The organism is Pseudarthrobacter sp. NPDC058329 (assembly GCF_042879835.1).
Classification (GTDB): domain Bacteria; phylum Actinomycetota; class Actinomycetes; order Actinomycetales; family Micrococcaceae; genus Arthrobacter.
Genome location: NZ_JBHVZR010000015.1, coordinates 1 through 16,337, shown reverse-complemented (window position 1 = coordinate 16,337; position 16,337 = coordinate 1). Strand labels below are relative to the sequence as shown.

General features: G+C 65.0%; 18 protein-coding genes and 1 pseudogene. 11 read left to right on the top strand and 8 right to left on the bottom strand.

From position 1 onward, the window contains the following. Positions 1-23: 23 nt before the first annotated feature. Entirely contained in the window at positions 24-1,622 is a 1,599-nt protein-coding gene (locus tag ACFVYC_RS17085) for an ABC-F family ATP-binding cassette domain-containing protein (RefSeq protein ID WP_387552475.1), read from the bottom strand. Positions 1,623-1,890: 268 nt separating this feature from the next. On the opposite strand from ACFVYC_RS17085, the gene ACFVYC_RS17080 reads away from it, so the two are divergent. From ACFVYC_RS17080 to ACFVYC_RS17065, 4 genes are all read left to right on the top strand, one after another. Then, positions 1,891-2,574, top strand: coding sequence for a hypothetical protein (locus ACFVYC_RS17080; protein WP_387552473.1), 684 nt, complete (start codon positions 1,891-1,893; stop codon positions 2,572-2,574). A 143-nt stretch (positions 2,575-2,717) separates the two neighbouring features. Beyond that, on the top strand, positions 2,718-3,140 hold the full coding sequence (gene arfB, locus ACFVYC_RS17075) for an alternative ribosome rescue aminoacyl-tRNA hydrolase ArfB (protein ID WP_387552471.1): 423 nt from the start codon (positions 2,718-2,720) through the stop codon (positions 3,138-3,140). A gap of 161 nt (positions 3,141-3,301) precedes the next feature. Next, the gene (locus ACFVYC_RS17070) at positions 3,302-4,366 is read left to right on the top strand and encodes a spore photoproduct lyase family protein (protein WP_387552469.1); all 1,065 of its coding nucleotides are present in this window, start codon (positions 3,302-3,304) and stop codon (positions 4,364-4,366) included. A 158-nt stretch (positions 4,367-4,524) separates the two neighbouring features. Then, positions 4,525-5,325: a hypothetical protein gene (locus ACFVYC_RS17065; protein ID WP_387552467.1), complete on the top strand. Its 801-nt coding sequence runs from the start codon at positions 4,525-4,527 to the stop codon at positions 5,323-5,325. Here the strand turns inward: ACFVYC_RS17065 and ACFVYC_RS17060 are convergent. Together ACFVYC_RS17060 and ACFVYC_RS17055 are read right to left on the bottom strand one after the other, a co-directional pair. Next, positions 5,255-6,280 carry an alpha/beta fold hydrolase gene (locus ACFVYC_RS17060; RefSeq protein WP_387552465.1) on the bottom strand — a complete coding sequence of 342 codons (1,026 nt, stop codon included), beginning with the start codon at positions 6,278-6,280 and terminating at the stop codon, positions 5,255-5,257. The genes ACFVYC_RS17065 and ACFVYC_RS17060 overlap by 71 nt on opposite strands. Positions 6,281-6,576: 296 nt before the next feature. After that, on the bottom strand, positions 6,577-7,398 hold the full coding sequence (locus tag ACFVYC_RS17055; protein WP_387552463.1) for an MBL fold metallo-hydrolase: 822 nt from the start codon (positions 7,396-7,398) through the stop codon (positions 6,577-6,579). A 132-nt stretch (positions 7,399-7,530) separates the two neighbouring features. Here ACFVYC_RS17055 and ACFVYC_RS17050 point away from each other — a divergent pair, with 132 nt between their 5' ends. Next, positions 7,531-7,818 (top strand): DUF1905 domain-containing protein, encoded by a 288-nt coding sequence (locus ACFVYC_RS17050; RefSeq protein ID WP_387552461.1) that lies wholly within the window; start codon positions 7,531-7,533, stop codon positions 7,816-7,818. Positions 7,819-7,906: 88 nt separating this feature from the next. Here ACFVYC_RS17050 and ACFVYC_RS17045 read toward each other — a convergent pair whose 3' ends face one another. Both ACFVYC_RS17045 and ACFVYC_RS17040 read right to left on the bottom strand, forming a co-directional pair. Then, entirely contained in the window at positions 7,907-8,344 is a 438-nt protein-coding gene (locus ACFVYC_RS17045; RefSeq protein ID WP_387552459.1) for a VOC family protein, read from the bottom strand. A 164-nt stretch (positions 8,345-8,508) separates the two neighbouring features. Further along, a pseudogene (locus ACFVYC_RS17040) lies at positions 8,509-8,706 on the bottom strand (DUF1990 family protein); the annotation flags it as partial. 230 nt (positions 8,707-8,936) lie between these two features. On the opposite strand from ACFVYC_RS17040, the gene ACFVYC_RS17035 reads away from it, so the two are divergent. Beyond that, positions 8,937-9,302, top strand: a complete 366-nt coding sequence (locus ACFVYC_RS17035) for a hypothetical protein (protein ID WP_387552457.1) — start codon at positions 8,937-8,939, stop codon at positions 9,300-9,302. Beyond that, positions 9,299-9,658, top strand: a complete 360-nt coding sequence (locus ACFVYC_RS17030) for an iron chaperone (protein WP_387552455.1) — start codon at positions 9,299-9,301, stop codon at positions 9,656-9,658. Before ACFVYC_RS17035 ends, ACFVYC_RS17030 begins: the two co-directional genes overlap by 4 nt. Positions 9,659-9,732: 74 nt before the next feature. Here ACFVYC_RS17030 and ACFVYC_RS17025 read toward each other — a convergent pair whose 3' ends face one another. Then, entirely contained in the window at positions 9,733-10,314 is a 582-nt protein-coding gene (locus tag ACFVYC_RS17025; protein ID WP_387552453.1) for a dihydrofolate reductase family protein, read from the bottom strand. Positions 10,315-10,675: 361 nt separating this feature from the next. Here ACFVYC_RS17025 and ACFVYC_RS17020 point away from each other — a divergent pair, with 361 nt between their 5' ends. The 3 genes from ACFVYC_RS17020 to ACFVYC_RS17010 are packed head-to-tail and all read left to right on the top strand — an operon-like array spanning position 10,676 to position 12,685. Further along, the gene (locus ACFVYC_RS17020; protein WP_387552452.1) at positions 10,676-11,320 is read left to right on the top strand and encodes a biotin transporter BioY; all 645 of its coding nucleotides are present in this window, start codon (positions 10,676-10,678) and stop codon (positions 11,318-11,320) included. A gap of 13 nt (positions 11,321-11,333) precedes the next feature. After that, positions 11,334-12,065, top strand: a complete 732-nt coding sequence (locus ACFVYC_RS17015) for an energy-coupling factor ABC transporter ATP-binding protein (RefSeq protein ID WP_387552450.1) — start codon at positions 11,334-11,336, stop codon at positions 12,063-12,065. After that, positions 12,062-12,685: an energy-coupling factor transporter transmembrane component T family protein gene (locus tag ACFVYC_RS17010; RefSeq protein WP_387552448.1), complete on the top strand. Its 624-nt coding sequence runs from the start codon at positions 12,062-12,064 to the stop codon at positions 12,683-12,685. The genes ACFVYC_RS17015 and ACFVYC_RS17010 overlap by 4 nt, the downstream gene beginning before the upstream one ends. A 4-nt stretch (positions 12,686-12,689) precedes the next feature. Here ACFVYC_RS17010 and ACFVYC_RS17005 read toward each other — a convergent pair whose 3' ends face one another. Continuing rightward, positions 12,690-13,880, bottom strand: a complete 1,191-nt coding sequence (locus tag ACFVYC_RS17005) for a thiolase family protein (RefSeq protein WP_387552446.1) — start codon at positions 13,878-13,880, stop codon at positions 12,690-12,692. Next, positions 13,870-15,276, bottom strand: a complete 1,407-nt coding sequence (locus tag ACFVYC_RS17000) for a class I adenylate-forming enzyme family protein (protein ID WP_387552444.1) — start codon at positions 15,274-15,276, stop codon at positions 13,870-13,872. The genes ACFVYC_RS17005 and ACFVYC_RS17000 overlap by 11 nt, the downstream gene beginning before the upstream one ends. 59 nt (positions 15,277-15,335) lie before the next feature. On the opposite strand from ACFVYC_RS17000, the gene ACFVYC_RS16995 reads away from it, so the two are divergent. Further along, positions 15,336-16,217 (top strand): neutral zinc metallopeptidase, encoded by an 882-nt coding sequence (locus ACFVYC_RS16995; RefSeq protein WP_387552442.1) that lies wholly within the window; start codon positions 15,336-15,338, stop codon positions 16,215-16,217. Positions 16,218-16,337 lie beyond the last annotated feature (120 nt).

Here is a 16,337-nt window from a genome sequence, read left to right as displayed (position 1 = left end):
CTCAGGCGACCGCTGAGCGGTGGCTAAGCCAGCGTGATCAGGTCCAGGTAGTCTTCGTTCCAGTGGTCCTCGACGCCGTCGGGCAGCAGGACGACGCGCTCAGGGTTGAGGGCCTCAACGGCCCCTTCGTCGTGGCTGACCAGGACGACGGCGCCACTGTAGTTCCTGAGGGCGCCCAGGATTTCGGCGCGGCTGGCGGGGTCCAGGTTGTTGGTGGGCTCGTCAAGGAGCAGCACGTTCGCGCTGGAAGCGACGATGGTGGCCAGTGCAAGGCGGGTCTTCTCACCGCCGGAGAGCACGCCGGCGGGCTTGTCCACGTCGTCGCCGGAGAACAGGAACGAGCCCAGGATGCCGCGCACCTCTGCGTCCTTCATGTCGGGCGCGGAGGAGCGCATGTTCTCCAGGACGGTGCGGTCGACGTCGAGCGTCTCGTGTTCCTGCGCGTAGTAGCCCACCTTCAGGCCGTGCCCGGCAATCACGTCGCCGGTGTCAGGCGTGTCCACGCCGGCCAGCATCCGCAGGAGGGTGGTCTTGCCGGCGCCGTTGAGGCCGAGGATGACTACTTTGGAGCCGCGGTCGATGGCGAGGTCCACATCGGTGAAAATCTCCAGGGAACCGTACGACTTGCTGAGGCCCTCGGCGGTGAGCGGCGTCCGGCCGCAGGGCGAGGGGTCCGGGAAGCGCAGGGCGGCCACGCGGTCGTTTTCACGGACCGCTTCCAGTCCGCTCAGCAGGCGCTCGGCGCGCTTGGCCATGTTCTGTGCGGCCACGGCCTTGGTTGCCTTGGCGCGCATCTTGTTGGCCTGATCAAACAGGACCTGGGCTTTCTTTTCAGCGTTGGCGCGTTCGCGTTTGCGGGCGCGCTCATCAGTTTCACGCTGCGTGAGGTAGCGCTTCCAGTCCATGTTGTAGAAGTCGATCTGCGCGCGGTTGGCGTCGAGCAGGAAGACCTTGTTGACGGTGGCTTCGAGCAGTTCGGTGTCGTGGCTGATCACGATCAGCCCGCCCTGGTGGTTTTTCAGGAAGTCGCGGAGCCAGGCGATGGAGTCGGCGTCAAGGTGGTTGGTGGGCTCGTCAAGGAGCATGGTCTCGGCGTCGGAGTAGAGAATCCGGGCCAGTTCCACACGGCGCCGCTGGCCACCGGAGAGGGTTTTGAGGGGCTGGTTAAGCAGGCGGTCCGGCAGTGCGAGGTTGGAGCAGATTGCCGCGGCCTCGGCTTCCGCGGCATAGCCACCGGCGGCCAGGAATTCGGATTCGAGCCGGTCATAGCGGTTCATTGCCTTGCGCTGGACCGCGGCGTCCTCGCTGGCCATTTCCTCATGGGCGAGGCGGAGCTTGCCGACGGCGACGTCCAGTCCTCGGACGGACAGGATGCGGTCCCGCGCGAGCTGCTCCATGTCCGGGGTGCGGGGATCCTGGGGCAGGTAGCCGATCTCGCCGGTGCGGGTAACCTTCCCGGCGGCGGGGAGCCCCTCCCCCGCGAGTACCCGCGTCAGCGTTGTTTTCCCGGCACCGTTACGGCCCACCAGGCCAATTTTGTCTCCCTTGTCGATGCGGAAGCTCACCTGGTCCATCAGGAGCCGGGCGCCGGCACGCAGTTCAAGATCCTGGACAGTAATCACAGCAGGTAAAGCCTTTCACAGCAGGGATAAGCCGCAGCCCAGAGCATCTGTGGCGGGCGTGGGCGGCAATGGCCGGAGAACGGCCCATTCAAGTCTACCGTCCGCGCCTTCTCTGTAATACCGCGGCTGTGGCGGGACTGCGCGGTTTCCGTCCGCGGGGGTGCCGCGGGGAGGCCGCGAGGAGGCCGCTGCCCCCTAGATGCCTCCAAGGTTTCCGTAGGTGCCTGCCCGCAGGATGATACCAATCCGCAACTACATCGGAGGCGACGTGAGTCCTGAACCAAGCCATTTCACTAATCGAGGCCTGAGTCGCCGCCAGTTCGGAGTGGTGCTCAGTGGCGGCGCTTTCCTGCTGCTGGCCGGCGGTACGTACGGAGTTACCGGCCGGAGTCCCCAGAGCACAGTCACGAGCGTGGCCACGGCTTTCGGATCCCTGGCAATCGTTCGGGCCGGACGGCTGTCGCGCCTCAATGCCCAGGGAAAACCAGCGTTCAAAACCCTGGCAGCCGCGGCTTCCTACATCGAGTCCGGCGGGGGGCTCGGCGGCGGATCACAAATTCGGCGCGTCAGCTCCACGGACGGGCTTGACGGCGACGCCCACGGCCACGACGGCGGATCGTTGGGAGACCCGGCGCCGGAACCGCTGAACCTCACCTGGGGAGACGTGGTGCTGCTGCAGGTTCAAATTCAGAACACGGGACCGGCGCCGGTGCTCTTCAGCCCGGGGCAACTTCGATTGAAGCTCAGTCCATCAGCGATGACGATCACTCCGCGGGACTCTGACCGCGACCCCGGCCCCATTGCACCGCACGCTTCAGAGGAGATGCTGATCAGCTACCTGGCGCCGCGTGATTCGCAGGAGCTGGAGCTGAACTACTCGGACGGGCAGCAGGACAGGACCTACCGGCTGGCACTGCCGCCAGTCACCGCGAGCGCGGCGGCACGGTCATGAGCCTTGGGTTTCACGTCCGGTGAGTCCCACCGCCTGGCAAAGGTTGGCTCCTCTCCCCCTTTTCTGCGGTCCGTGGGGTCCATGCGACCCACGGCGTGACCCCGACAGGCCCGTCAGGCCGGATCGTGTGCAACGCTGGTTGCATGGATTTGGAGGTCTCGCCCGCACTCACGATTCCCGCGGCGGAACTCGACTGGCGGTTTTCGCGCTCGTCCGGGCCCGGCGGTCAACACGTCAACACCTCGGACAGCCGCGTGCAACTCTCATGGAACATCAGGGACTCAGCGGTACTATCCGGGAGCCAGCGGACTGTCCTCGTCCGGCGCCTCGGATCACGTCTGGTCTCCGGGGCAATCATCGTCACGGCATCTGAGCAACGCTCCCAACTTCGGAATCGCGAGATCGCCCTGACCAAACTCGCCGACCTTGTGGCGGGGGGCCTTGCTCCGGAGGTGCCAGGGCGCCGGGCGACCAAACCCACCCGCGGCTCGAACCGCCGCCGGCTTGCCGCGAAGGGAATGCGGTCAACAACCAAACAGCAACGGAGACGGCCTACCGCCGAGTAGGGGTCGGACAGCACGGCGCATGTTCCAGGCGCCGGAGGACAGGAGGAACCTCGAGGTAGTTGGGACGAAGACCTTCGGGAACGGCGTGGTTTTGCCAGAACGTGAAGATGCCGTGGGCTTAACCGCCTGCGGCATCTTCGCTGTCTTGGGACAATGAACTAATGGATTTCAACCGGCTTCTGCAGATACGCCGCATCTACGCACAGCCGGCCGCGCTGGAGCACCCCAGGGGCAAGGAGATCGTCGGGCGCTGGCCGGACGCCGACGTCGTACTGGTTGACAACCATTGGAACATCCCGGAGGTGCACGGCGATGAAACAAACGTTCCGCGCTGGTCCCGGATCAAGACGGAGTCACTGGTCCTCGGGGTCAAGAAAGCCCTGACCGTCAAGCCCAACGGCCGGTCAGCGGACTTCATCGCGCCCTCCACCGCAAACGGCTGCGCCATGGCGTGCGCCTACTGCTACGTGCCCCGGCACAAGGGGTACAGCAACCCGGTCACCGTGTTCGCGAACATCGACCAGATCGCCGGGGCGCTTGAGCGGCACGTCACCCGCCAGGGCCTGAAGCTGGAGCCCAACCAGTGCGACCCCGACCTGTGGGTCTATGACATCGGGGAAAACAGCGACTGCTCCGTGGACGCGCTGATCAGCGACAATGTAGAGGATCTCGTTACGCTCTTCCGCGACCTGCCCACGGCCAAGCTCTCCTTCGCCACCAAGTATGTGAACCCGGCAATGCTTGGCTGGGACCACGGCGGCCACACCCGGGTCCGTTTTTCGCTCATGCCGGCGGACTTGGCGAAGTCCATAGACGTCCGGACCTCCCCGGTGGCTGAGCGCATGGCTGCCATCAACGATTTCGTCGATGCCGGGTACGAGGTGCATGTGAACTTCTCCCCCGTCATCATCACGGACACCTGGCTCAGCGATTGGGAGGAGCTGCTGCGCCAACTCGACGCCACCCTGACTCCTGCCTCCAAGGCCCAGCTCGCGGCAGAAGTCATCTTCCTGACCCACAACGAGCGGCTTCACGAGGTCAACCTGGGCTGGCATCCACAGGCCGAGAACGTACTGTGGCGCCCGGACCTGCAGGAATCGAAGGTCTCGTCCAACGGCTTCACCAACGTCCGCTACCGTTCAGGAACCAAAGCGCGCTATGTGCGGCAACTGACCGCGCTCATTGAGGACATTGCGCCGTACTGCCGCATCCGTTACGCCTTCTGAGGTATCACGGCGGACGACGGCGTTGCCCCGCCGCAGCGGGGCTCCTCCCGGCTCGCTTTAAGGCACCGCGGCCTCCCATGGCTGGCGTTTGCCGCCGCCAAACGCCGGACCCCAATCCCCTGCCTGCGGGCAGTGTCTGGCGCTAGACTGGACCGATCATGATCGGTGCCCGTACGCGTCTTCTCGCCTGGCTCCTCGCCTTGGCTGCCTTCCTCGCGGGCTGCGTGCCCACAGTGGGACTCGACGACGCCGACACGGACCGTCAGATCACGGCATCCGCTGCCCCGCCAACCGCGGGCGACGTCACCCTAGCCCCCGAAGCTGCTCCGGCGCCCATCGCGGCACCGGTCCAGTCGCTACCCCAGCCGTTCGCCCTGAACCTCTACCAGGAGGGTGACTTCGTGCCGCAGTACACCTTCGACTGGTGCGTGGCGGCGAGCATCCAGATTGCGCACAACCTCATCGACGACACGGGAGGCGGCACGTGGACCGATTCTGTCCAACAGGGCGAGCTGTGGGAGATGGCCCGGGCACGGTCTTCCAATTCATTCAACGGTGCCAACCCGCTGGGCTGGGCGCAGGTACTGACCGAAGTTGGCATGGGGCCGTACTCCGTCGTCAGCGTCGCTGACTACGAGGACGCGCTGCAGACGGCGGCCCGCGCCATCGCTGACACAGGCCGGCCGGTGGGACTGGTCATGTGGAGCGGCCGACACGCGTGGGTGATGAGCGGCTTCGAGTCCCTCGGCGATCCCATGCAATTTCCGGACTTCTCGGTCACTGGCGTTCGCGTCCAGGATCCGCTCTACCCGCACGGCAGCGGGAAATGGGGTCCGTCGCCCGCACCCAACAGCCTGCTCTCCCCTGAGGAGTTGGCCACGCAGTTCGTCATCCGCGAGCCGCGGCGCTGGAGCAGCGATCTGCCCACTGGCTACATGCTGGTGCTGCCGCGGGCCTGAACCCGGCGGCGAAGTTGGCCCCGTTTCGGGGTGATCCGCGATTACACACCGTTGCAGCGATGTCTTCGACTGCCTGCGTCAGCGCCGCCATGGAGGCAGGCCCGACATGTCCCTCGTCCTCGACGACGACGAGTTGGCTCGTCGCCCAGCGCCGGTGCAACTGCCACGCGGTGATCAGGGGCCCGCTGATGTCCCGCCGGCCATGGATCAGGTGACCGGGGATGCCGTTGAGTTGGTGAACCCGCGGGATGATCTCCAGTCCGTCGACCAGGAACCCGTCATTGGCCCAATAGTGGGTCACGAGCAGGGCGAACGTCATGCGCTCCCGCTCGTCATCAATCATCGGCCCGGGCACCCAGTTGGGGTCCAGCGATACGTGGGTGGATTCCCAGCGGTCCCATGACAATGCCGCAAGCCGGGCGTCCTCACGATCCTGGCCTGCCAGCCGGCGGGCGTACGCCTCCACCAAACGTTCACCGGATGCTGCGCTGGCGGCCTCCGCGAACTCGTCCCAGGCTTCGGGGAAGATGCGTCCCACACCTTCGGTGATCCACTGGACCTCTTCCCGGCTGCCTGATGTTACCGCCACCAGTGCGACACCGAGGACACGGTTGGGATGTTCCAGGGCGTAGGCGAGCGCAAGCGTGCTGCCCCAGGAACCGCCCGTGACGATCCACCTTTCGATGCCCAGGTGCTCCCTTACGGCCTCGATGTCGTTGATCAAGGCCTGCGTTGTGTTCTCCGACAGGTGGTGAAGGTCATCCTGCGCCAAGGGAGTGCTCCTGCCGCAACCGCGCTGGTCAAGGCCGATGACGCGGAACCGGCTGTGATCGTGGCGTTTGCGGTACCCGCCTTGGCCCAGGGACCCACCGGGGCCACCGTGCAGGTAGAGGACTGGAATACCGGCAGGTGCTCCGGTTGCTTCCCAATAAATCCTGGCATGGGGCACGCTCACCCATCCGCTGTCCGTTATTGATTGGCTGCCAGTCACCCGTCCCACAGTATTGGAACCTGCGGCAGCATGGAATGCCCTTCTGTCAGTCCTTCGCGGCCCTGTTCCTTAGTTCTTCGACATTCTGAGTCCGATAAGCCGCGATGGACAGGGCTCACGATTGGACAGAAAACCGCTCCGGCCACGTTCCTCTTCGAGACGTCATATGCACGGCCAGGACTGTCTGGACGTCCGCGGCAGGAAGCAATCCGGTCCCGTAGGGAATCGTCTCACCAGCCGGGCCTGCAGGGCCCGGACCGCTATTCGGGCGTCCCATTTTCCTTCCTTTGGGCGAGCCGCTGGAGTTGCCAACTATGCACATCGGGCAGCCAATCCAACGTCGCCAATGGACCGACCCGCGGGTCTTTGGTGACGCGGCTGTCCCGGAGGTCCTGCACATACGCGCGATCCTGGTCGATACGTGCCCGCAACTGCCCGGCACCGTCTACTGAGCCGTGACCGGGGATGACGGCATCAACGTCGTCGGCCATGCTCTCGAACAGCAGCAACGCGGCGAGGTAATCCTCGATCGGCTTCGCGGCCTCCAGGTCCAGGAACGGCATCAGGATGTCAGACAGCATGTCGCCGGCGACGAGGACGCCACGCTTCTCGATCAACAGCGCCGCATGACCTGGCGCATGCGCTTGGTGCTCGATAATCCGGACTGTGGGGCCATCCCAAGGAATTTGCTTAGCCTCGGTTGGCAGTCCGGTGATAAGACCGAGCAAGTCCATCGGGATCTCCTCGGCGTACTCAGGCGGGAGCCCCACGGCTAACCGGGCCTTCCAGTCCGCATGAGACAGCAAATCCTGGATAGAGGCCGCGCAGCGTGCCGTGCCGTACCGCGGCGCGTCGCCGAGGTTTCGATGCCAGAGAACGTGGTCCCAATCAGAATGCGTCGAAAAACCTGCCACGACGGGCTGGCCCAACGTGCGAAGGTCATCGGCGAGATCCACCATTTCGTTGGCAGTTATGCCGGGATCGATGAGCAGCACACCGTCCCGGCCCTGCACAACTACGGAATTGCTTTTGATGAACTCGCTCTCGTGAACCAGAACGCCCTCAGCGACTTCCTTCAGCATGAAATGCCCTTCAAGTGTGGTTTGCAACCGCTGGTCGAGACGGTATTAGCTGGCGGTAATACATTGCAAGCATTTGAGCTCAGCAGGCGGGCCGTCGTCCGGTGGTCGGTCTGTTGAAGGAAGGCGATTCTGATGAGCACAGTTCCAGGTCCCATGGATCTAGAATTCAGAGCCCTGATAGGAGTGGAGGTTAAGGGTGACATGTGGTCGTGTGTCGAGGTTCCCGACTCGAAGGAGCTCTTTGGTACGGGCAAAGCCGTGAAGGTCGCCGCGAGCATTGACGGCGAACCGGTGGCCGTAGCCCTGATGCCGACGGGGATGGGTGGCCACATGCTTTCGATCAGTGCCAAGCTGCGGAAGAAGATCGGCAAGGACGTCGGGGACGAGGTTGCGGTAATTATCTCTGAACGGATGAGCTGAACCGTCCGGGTTGTTTCACTTCACTGACAGCGGACGGCACGGACGGACGTTCCCGCCCCTGGAGTCAGCGCAGTTTGCCCTATAACCCTTAGTTGTTCTTGAGTTCCTCGGCGAGCATAACGATGATGCCGCTGGGACCGCGGACGTAGGTGAGCTTGTATACGTCCTTGTAGGTCGCCACGCCCCGGAGCGGTTGGCAGCCGTGCCTCGCGGCTATCTTCAGGGCTTCGTCCAAGTCATCAACTGAGAACGCGGCGCGGTGCATGCCGATCTCGTTGGGACGAGTGGGCTCTGATTCGATCGCTTCGGGATGAATGTACTCGAAGAGCTCAAGGCGGCCGTTACCGTCAGGTGTTTGGAGCATCGCGATGTGGGCGTGGTTGCCGTCAAGGCCGACGGCAGTGTCGGTCCACTCGCCACTGACCGTGTCACGCCCGACGACAGTGAGACCGAGGTCGGTAAAAAAGGAGATCGTTTCTTCGAGGTCGCGAACGGCGATGCCGACGTTCTCAAATTTGATGGCCATGCGTTGCACGTTACCGAGCCGCGCTGAATACCTCCAGTGCGGCGGGAAGCGGGACCTCCTTCAGGGCGTCCAGTCGGGCGAAGCCACTTCCGCGTTTAAGTGCTTTCGCCGTCGGGCGGTCCGGTCCGCGGCACTCCGTCGCTTAGCGGCAGCATTGCCTCTCCCTAACGCAGCGCTCGCAGGTACCGCCTCTGAACGACCCGCTGTGCGATAAGTAGAACCGGGAAGAGGAGCCGCCATGGCCGGCGCGGTGCCGCCCGCGTAAGCGAACGAATGGTGAGGTGCACTTCGTTGCCACGGCGTTGAACGAGAAATGCCTCTTCTCCATCGACTGGATGCCCCGGCAGGGTGCGGTAGGAGAACCCGGCTCTCCGCTAAGAGGCCAAGGGTCAAGATGCGGGCTCGTCATGCCTCACCTCGGGGCCGTTCGGAGTATCGTCAGCTGTTCCATTAGCTATCACCTCCTAGTGGGATCTCTCAGACCGTGCTGTCGTTGACTTATACAGCTGAGTTGGGAGGCATTGTGAAATGGCATCGGGATTCCAGGAATGTGAGCCAACTCCTCGCTGTCTCACTAGCGATCGTTGCTTCCTTGATGCTCGTATCTATTCCCATGTACACCCAGGCAAAAGTGACTGATGGCGGGCTGGAGCAGGCAAGCCATTCGACCCTGCCTGAGGTACACGGCCCGTTCATCGGGGTGCCGCTGCTCATCCCCGTGGTCCTGAGCTTGATCCCCCTCCTGATGCGGGGACGTGCGCGGACTTCAGTGACGGCCGTGACTACCGCCGCTCTTGCTGGCTTCATCTTCATCGGGTCCGCAAGCATCGGCTGGTTCTACCTTCCAGCCTTGGCCGCCGCCGTTGCCGCCGTTACTGTGAACAAGATCGGGCGTTCACCATCGCTCAAGATGCGAACGGCGCCCACAGGGGCCCGGCGAAAAGGGAGACCATCATGACAGCGAGTTCGATCACCGAGTACATCGACGGGTACGACGGTGATGTACGCCATCGCCTGCTGACCGTGTACGAACTGATCCGCTCGGCCGTACCCGATGAAGCGGTGGAATCGATCAGTTGGCGTATGCCGACCTTCAAACTTGGCACCGAGCCGTTGTTCTTCTTCACCGGGACAAAGCGCCACGTCGGGTTCTATCCGACTTCAGACGCGATGGCGCATTTCGCGACGGAACTGGCCGCGTATGGAACCACGGAGCATGCTATCCAGCTGCCCCACAATGCCCCGCTCCCGACCGAGCTCATCCGCGAGATAATCGCGTGGCGGCTACAGCAGCTGCCTTCAGGCGGGGTTTAAGTCAGCCGCCGCACCGCACTGGTCCGCCGTCGGCCGGCTGGGTGACTCGTCCCCCACGACCTGGCCAGGTTGGGTCAACGGCGCACCCGGTAGCGCAGGTGTAGCACCCGGTTGCCCTGAATCACCACGTCAGGATCCTCCAACGGGTGCTGCGCGTGGACCGATCCGAAGTAGCGCTTGCCGGACCCGAACACGACGGGTGCGACGTCCATGCGCACCTCATCGATGAGGCCCGCGGCAAGGACCTGGCCACCGACGTCGCCAGCGGCAACCTCGACGATGCGGTCACCTGCGAGCTCCCGCGCCTTGGCCACGGCTGCCTCGACGCCGTCGACGAAGTGGAACGGCGCCCCGGAGTCCCAACCCTCGGGCTCCGGCCGGTGCGTCACGACGACCACATGGTCGATCCCGCTCGGAGGCTTCCCGTCCCAGCCGTCGGTCATGTCGAAGACGTGGCGGCCGGCGACGGTCACCCCGATCTGGTCCCAGTACGGCCGGATGTAGTCGTAGGACGTCTGCGACACTTTCAACACGCCACTGTCGTCCAGCGGCACGTCACCGCTGGTCAACCAGTCGAACAGGGGTCCGGGCTGGTCGTTCTCGTCAGCGATGAAGCCGTCCACCGAGACCGAGCTGTACATGACTACCTTGCCCATGAGGCGCTCCTCTGCATTGAGATGCCACCACATTAGCGTGTAACCCAGTCGGGCTCCTGGTGGGAGGCACTACGGGGCGCGGCTGCTTATTGAGACGCCTGTTCTAGCTTTCGTACGAAGATGGCGGCACCTTCCCCTGAGAAATCTTTTTTATGGACGGGGCGACCCGAGACAGCCATGAGAAGTACCAACGAGGTTCCTCTGACCTCTGAGCCAAAACCATGTTCAAAGCTTGAAATTGTGCCCAGCCGTCAGCAGCCGGGTCCAGCTTTAGTAGGCCCCCTACAAAATAGGCGTCCTTCTCCCCCAGTAACGTCGACAGTACAACAGATTCCGCTTGTACAACCCCGACAGGACCGCCATGAGCAACACTGACACTGCCGTCAAAAACGCCCCGAACACCGGGCGCCGCCGCTGGAACGCCACCGATCTTGGGCTGATCGCTGTCTTCGCCGCCCTCGTGGCCGGCGCAGCCCTCGTGCCCGGACTGGCCGTCAACGGCTTCGGCGTCCCCATCACCTTCCAGACCCTCGCCGTGATGCTTACCGGACTGGTGCTGGGCCCGGGACGCGGCTTCGCCGCCGTCGGACTCTACGTCCTCCTTGGCCTCGCCGGCCTGCCGATCTTCAGCCAGGGCCGCAGCGGCCTGGGCATCCTCGCCGGACCCTCCGCCGGCTACATCATCGCCTTCCCCATCGCGGCCCTGGTGGTGGGGTGGCTGGCCACCGTGGTGATCCGACGGACCACCAAAACCCGTGCCCTGTGGCTGTTCCTGTCCGCCACTGCCACCAGTGTTGTGTTCGTGCACTCACTGGGCATCGCCGGCATTGTCCTTAACACCAAGGCCACCCTCGAGCAGGCCTTCCTCAGCGACGTCGTCTTCTATCCGGGTGACGTGGTCAAGAACATCCTCGCGGCAGTTATCGCCGTCGCCCTCCACCGCGCCTTCCCGGACATCCTGGTCCGCCGCGTGCGGCGGACCGTCCTCCAGCCTGCGAACGTTTGAGGCGTCCCCCCAAATGCCCGTAGTCACCTTTGACCAGGTAACAGTCGCCGTAGAAACGGATCACAGCCCGGAACCCAAGGTCCTCCTCGACGCAATCAACCTCGAGTTCAACGAACGCCGCATCGGCGTCATCGGCGCCAACGGCTCCGGGAAGTCCACACTGCTGCGCCTGGTCAACGGCCTCGTGCAGCCCACGGCCGGCACGGTCTCGGTCGACGGCGACGATACCGTCCGCGCCGTCCGGAAGGTGCGGCGGAATGTGGGCTTTGTCTTCACCGATCCTCTGTCCCAACTGGTGATGCCCACGGGCAGGGAGGACGTGGAACTGTCACTCCGCCGGTCGATCAAGAACGGCACAGAGCGGCGCCACGCCGCCGAAGCCGCCCTGGAGCGGCTGGGGCTTCTGCGCCTGGCCGACCAGAGCATCTACGAGCTGTCCGGCGGCGAGCGGCAGCTCATGGCGCTCGCCGCCGTACTCGCCGTTGAGCCCTCGGTGCTGGTGCTGGATGAACCCTCCACCCTCCTGGACCTGCGGAACCGGGAACTCCTGCGCAGGACCGTCTCCGGGCTGAACCAGCAAATCATTATGTCCACCCACGATCTTGACCTCGCCCTGGAAATGGACCGCGTCCTCGTCATCGAACAGGGAAAAGTCGCGTTCGACGGCGGCCCGGCGGAGGCTGTGGCAGCGTACCGCACCTTGTGCATGGATGCCCTTCAGCCACAGGTACCGGGTTCCCGATGAGGGGCCACGGCTTCCTCCTGGCCAACTACGTGCCGGGCAACTCCCTCATTCACCGGTCACCCCTGGCCCTGAAGTTCCTCCTGGTGTTCGGCTGCGGCCTGGCATCGTTCATCATTCAGGACTGGCGCATCTCCGCCGCGGTACTCGCAGGGCTGGCCGGCCTCTTCCTGCTGACCGGTGCCGGCCTGAAACGCCTCTGGACCGCCCTCCGCCCGCTCGCCGCCGTCCTGCTGGTGGTGGGGCTGTTCCAGTGGTGGCAGCTGGGAGCACCAACCGCAGCCACGATTGTGCTGAACATCCTCGTCTGCGTGGTGGCAGCGTCGCTGCTGACCGCCACCACCCCGGTGCAGCGGCTCCTGGACGGGGTGGTCAAAGCGGCGAACCCGCTCAAGAGGTTTGGCGCGGACCCCGAGCGCTTCGCACTCACCATCGGCATCATGCTCCGGAGCATCCCCTACATCGCCGGAACCTTCGCCGATGTCCGGGATTCAGCCCGGGCAAGGGGGCTGGAGCGCAATCCCCGCGCCCTGATCCTGCCGGTATTCATCACTTCCGTCGCGTTCGCCCGGCAAACGGGCGAGGCGCTCGCCGCCCGCGGCCTGGGCGAAGCCGACGACTAAGAGCCTAAAAGGTTGCCTGGAAGCGCTCGTACTGCAGCAACGCGGCGGTACCCATGCCACCGGCGATGCTTATCATGGCCAGCGCCAGGCTTCCCGGCGTACCGGTCCTCCGTGCCTGGGCCAGCAGGCGGGTGACCAGGACGGCGCCCGACGCGCCAAACGCGTGGCCCAGGGCCAGCGCCCCGCCGTCGAGATTCGCCCGCTGCGCGTCGATGCCCAGCTCGTCGAGGCTGGCAAGGGCCTGCGACGCGAATGCCTCGTTGAATTCAAAGAGGTCCAGGTCATCCACAGCAACGCCCGCGGCCTGCAGCACGTTGCGCGCTGCGGCGGCGGCACCGACACCAAGCAGCTGAGGGTCCACCCCCGCCGTCCCCGTACCACGCACCAGCAGGCCGTCCGGCACCCCCAGGTCCCGCGCCCGCTGCAGGGAAGTGATGACGACGGCGGAGGCTGCGTCCGCGTCGAAACAGGAGTTTCCGGCGGTGACAGTTCCCCCGTCCACAAAGGCGGGCGGGAACCTCGCCATCACGGCGGCTGTCAACCGGCGCCGCGGCCCGTTGTCCGCAACAACGGTTCCGGCACCGGTATCCAGCGGAACCAGCTCGCCGTCGAAATACCCCGCCTCCGCGGCGGCTTGGGCCCGTCCATGGCTGAGCAGGGCGAATGCGTCCTGCCGTTCCCTGCTGACACCGAACTTTAGCGCCACGTTTTCCGCAGCGACACCCATGTCGGGATCACCGAAGCTGTCCGGCACAAACTGTGACCGGGTGTAGAACTCCGGCCCGCCGTCGTCGTTCCGATGTGCCCGCAGCGGAGCAGTGCTGATGCTTTCCACTCCCCCGGCCAGGTACAGCGGGCTGCCGCCCGCCGCCACCAGCTTCGATGCAAGGACGATGGCGTCCAGGCCGGAGCCGCACTGGCGGTCAACGGTGATGCCGGGCACGGAGGCCGGCAGGCCAGCCTCCAGCAGCGCAAGCCGCGCCGCGTTTCCGCCCCCGCCCACAGCATTGCCGATCACCACGTCGGTTACCGAGCCCGGCTCGATCCCCGCGCCCGCCACCAGCGCCCGCAGCACCGGCGCCAGGAGTTCGTGGGCCCGCAACTTCTTCAAAACACCGTAGCTGCGGCAAACGGGTGTGCGGCGGGCCGCGACGATGACGGGCTGGCGGTCCGGCGGAAGGAGCTCAGGCGCCAAGGTTCCGGATCCTGTGGTTTCCCGTGCTGATCCAGTCCAGCAGCAGGTTCCGGCTGACCTTGCCACGGTCTGTCGTGGGCAGTTCCGCTATGGCAAAGTACTGAAGCGGCCATTTGTCCCGGGCAAGGATGTTCTCCAGGCCCGCCTTCAACTGGGTTGCGGTAACAGCGCCGGCGGAAGGGACAACCCCGGCCACCACCCGCTGGCCCCGCAGGTCGTCCGGCATTCCGGCAGCAACCGCAGCAGCAACCCCGGGCACCGCGGCCAGCGCCAGTTCAACCTCGTGAGGATAGACGTTCTTGCCGGCCGTAAGGATCATGTCCGCCCGGCGGCCCAGGATGTGCAGCTCCCCCGCCTCAAGGTAGCCCTGGTCCCCCACCGTGAACCAGCCGTCAAAGGACCTCAGGGCCTCACCGTCGTCACCCCACAGGTAGCCGTTGCTGACCATTCCACTGCGCACACAGATGTTGCCGCCGGCGCCGTCAGGAAGTTGCGTGCCGGAGTCGTCCAGGATCCTCACGTCAACGCCGGGAAGGGGACGCCCGATGCCTGTTCCGCCCACCAGCGCTGGTTCCCCGGCGGGAAGGCCCGCCCCGGAAACGAAGCTCAGCTCCGAGGCGCCGTAGTACTCGAAGATCGTGGCGTTCGGGGCCCAGCGCCGGGCCGCTTCGAGGGTCCGCGCGTCCAGTTTCGAGCCGGCGCAGACGATGGTGCGGATCCCGGAGGCGTCCACGCATCCCGTCAGTCCGCGCTCGCTGAGCATCCTCAGCATGGTGGGCACCAGCACGAGGCGGGTCACGCGGTCGTGCGTGATGGCACCGTGGACGTCGCCGACGTCGAACGATTCGACGGCCTGGAATTCGGAGCCCTCGTAGAGGCACTCTGCCAGCGCGTAAAGGTTCAGGCTCGCAGCCAGCGGTCCCGGCGCGAGCGTCACATCGTCCTGGCGGAGCCCGAAGAACTCTATGGACGCGTCAAAGGATTCCTGCCAGGACCGGCGGGACCGGGTAAAGGCCTTCGGGACGGAAGTAGTTCCGGACGTGAGCCCAATGAGGAAAGTGGCCTCCGGCGCGCCGTCGGCGAGGTAATCATCCGGTGCCACCGCCGCGGGCTGCGCGAAAGACTCGACGCGGTGGACGATGTCCTCCTGCAGCTGAGCGGGCCAGGCGGGATCAAGGACGGCGCACTGGCGGCCGCCGGCCACCGCAGCGGCGAACTTCACCGCGAAGTCCACTGAGTTGGCCTCGCAAAGGGCCGTTACGGCCTTCGTTTCAGGGACCGCGCGGGCAGCGGAATCACGGAGCGCAGCCCAGGTGAGGCGCTCACCTGCGATCACGACGGCGGTGTCGTGCGGCCGTTCTTCGGCCCAACGCTGGATTCTGTTGAGGAAAGGCATCGGATCAACTTTACCGGCCGGGACGGGTTGAAATCATGGTCCGTGGGTATTGTGACTTTATGAGTTTCAACGACAATGTGCAGCTGGATCCCTCGCAAGTCCAGGACCGCCGGGGCATGGGAAGCGGCGTGAAAGTGGGCGGCGGCATCGGCGGCGGGCTCATCCTGCTCATCGCTGCGCTGTTGGGCGTGAACCCGCAGCTCCTGGAGGGTTTGGCCGGCGGCGGGGCGCCCGCTCCGCAAAGCCAAGGCACGGCACCCGCCTGCAAGACCGGCGCCGACGCGGACGCCCGGGTGGACTGCCGGATCACCGGAACCGTCAACAGCCTGAACGCGTTCTGGCCGGCCTACCTGCAGCAGTACAACGTTCAGTACCCGCAACCGGAAACCGTGATTTTCGAACAGGGCGTTAATACCGGCTGCGGCGCGGCTTCCAGCGCGGTTGGCCCCTTCTACTGCCCGTCCGACACCACCGCCTACTTTGATCCCGGCTTCTTCCAGGAACTCGTGGACCGGTTCGGTTCCTCCGGTGGTCCGCTGGCGCAGGAGTACGTGGTGGCGCACGAGTTCGGGCATCATATCCAGAACGTGCTGGGAAACCTGGACCGGGCGCAGCAGGACCCGCAGGGCCCGGAGTCCGGAGCCGTCCGTGTTGAACTGCAAGCGGACTGCTATGCCGGGCTGTGGGCAAAATACGCATCAACCCAGCCCGGGCCGGAAGGCCAGCCGTTCCTGGAGCCGCTCACCCAGCAGGACTTGAACGACGCCTTGTCCGCGGCCTCGGCCGTTGGCGATGACCGGATCCAGGAAGCAGCCACCGGTCGGGTCTCCCCCGAAGCGTGGACCCACGGCTCCAGCGAGCAGCGCCAGCGATGGTTCTACCAGGGCTACAACACCGGCGACATCAACCAGTGCGACACCTTCGCGGCGCCCAGCCTCTAAACGATCGCGACGACGGCCGGTTACCTCTTGAGTTCTAGCGGTCGTTGCAACACCCATAGATTTTGGGAGTTGCAACGACCGTGCCGCATTTAAGCGATGTTTCAGCGGAGACCCGGAAGT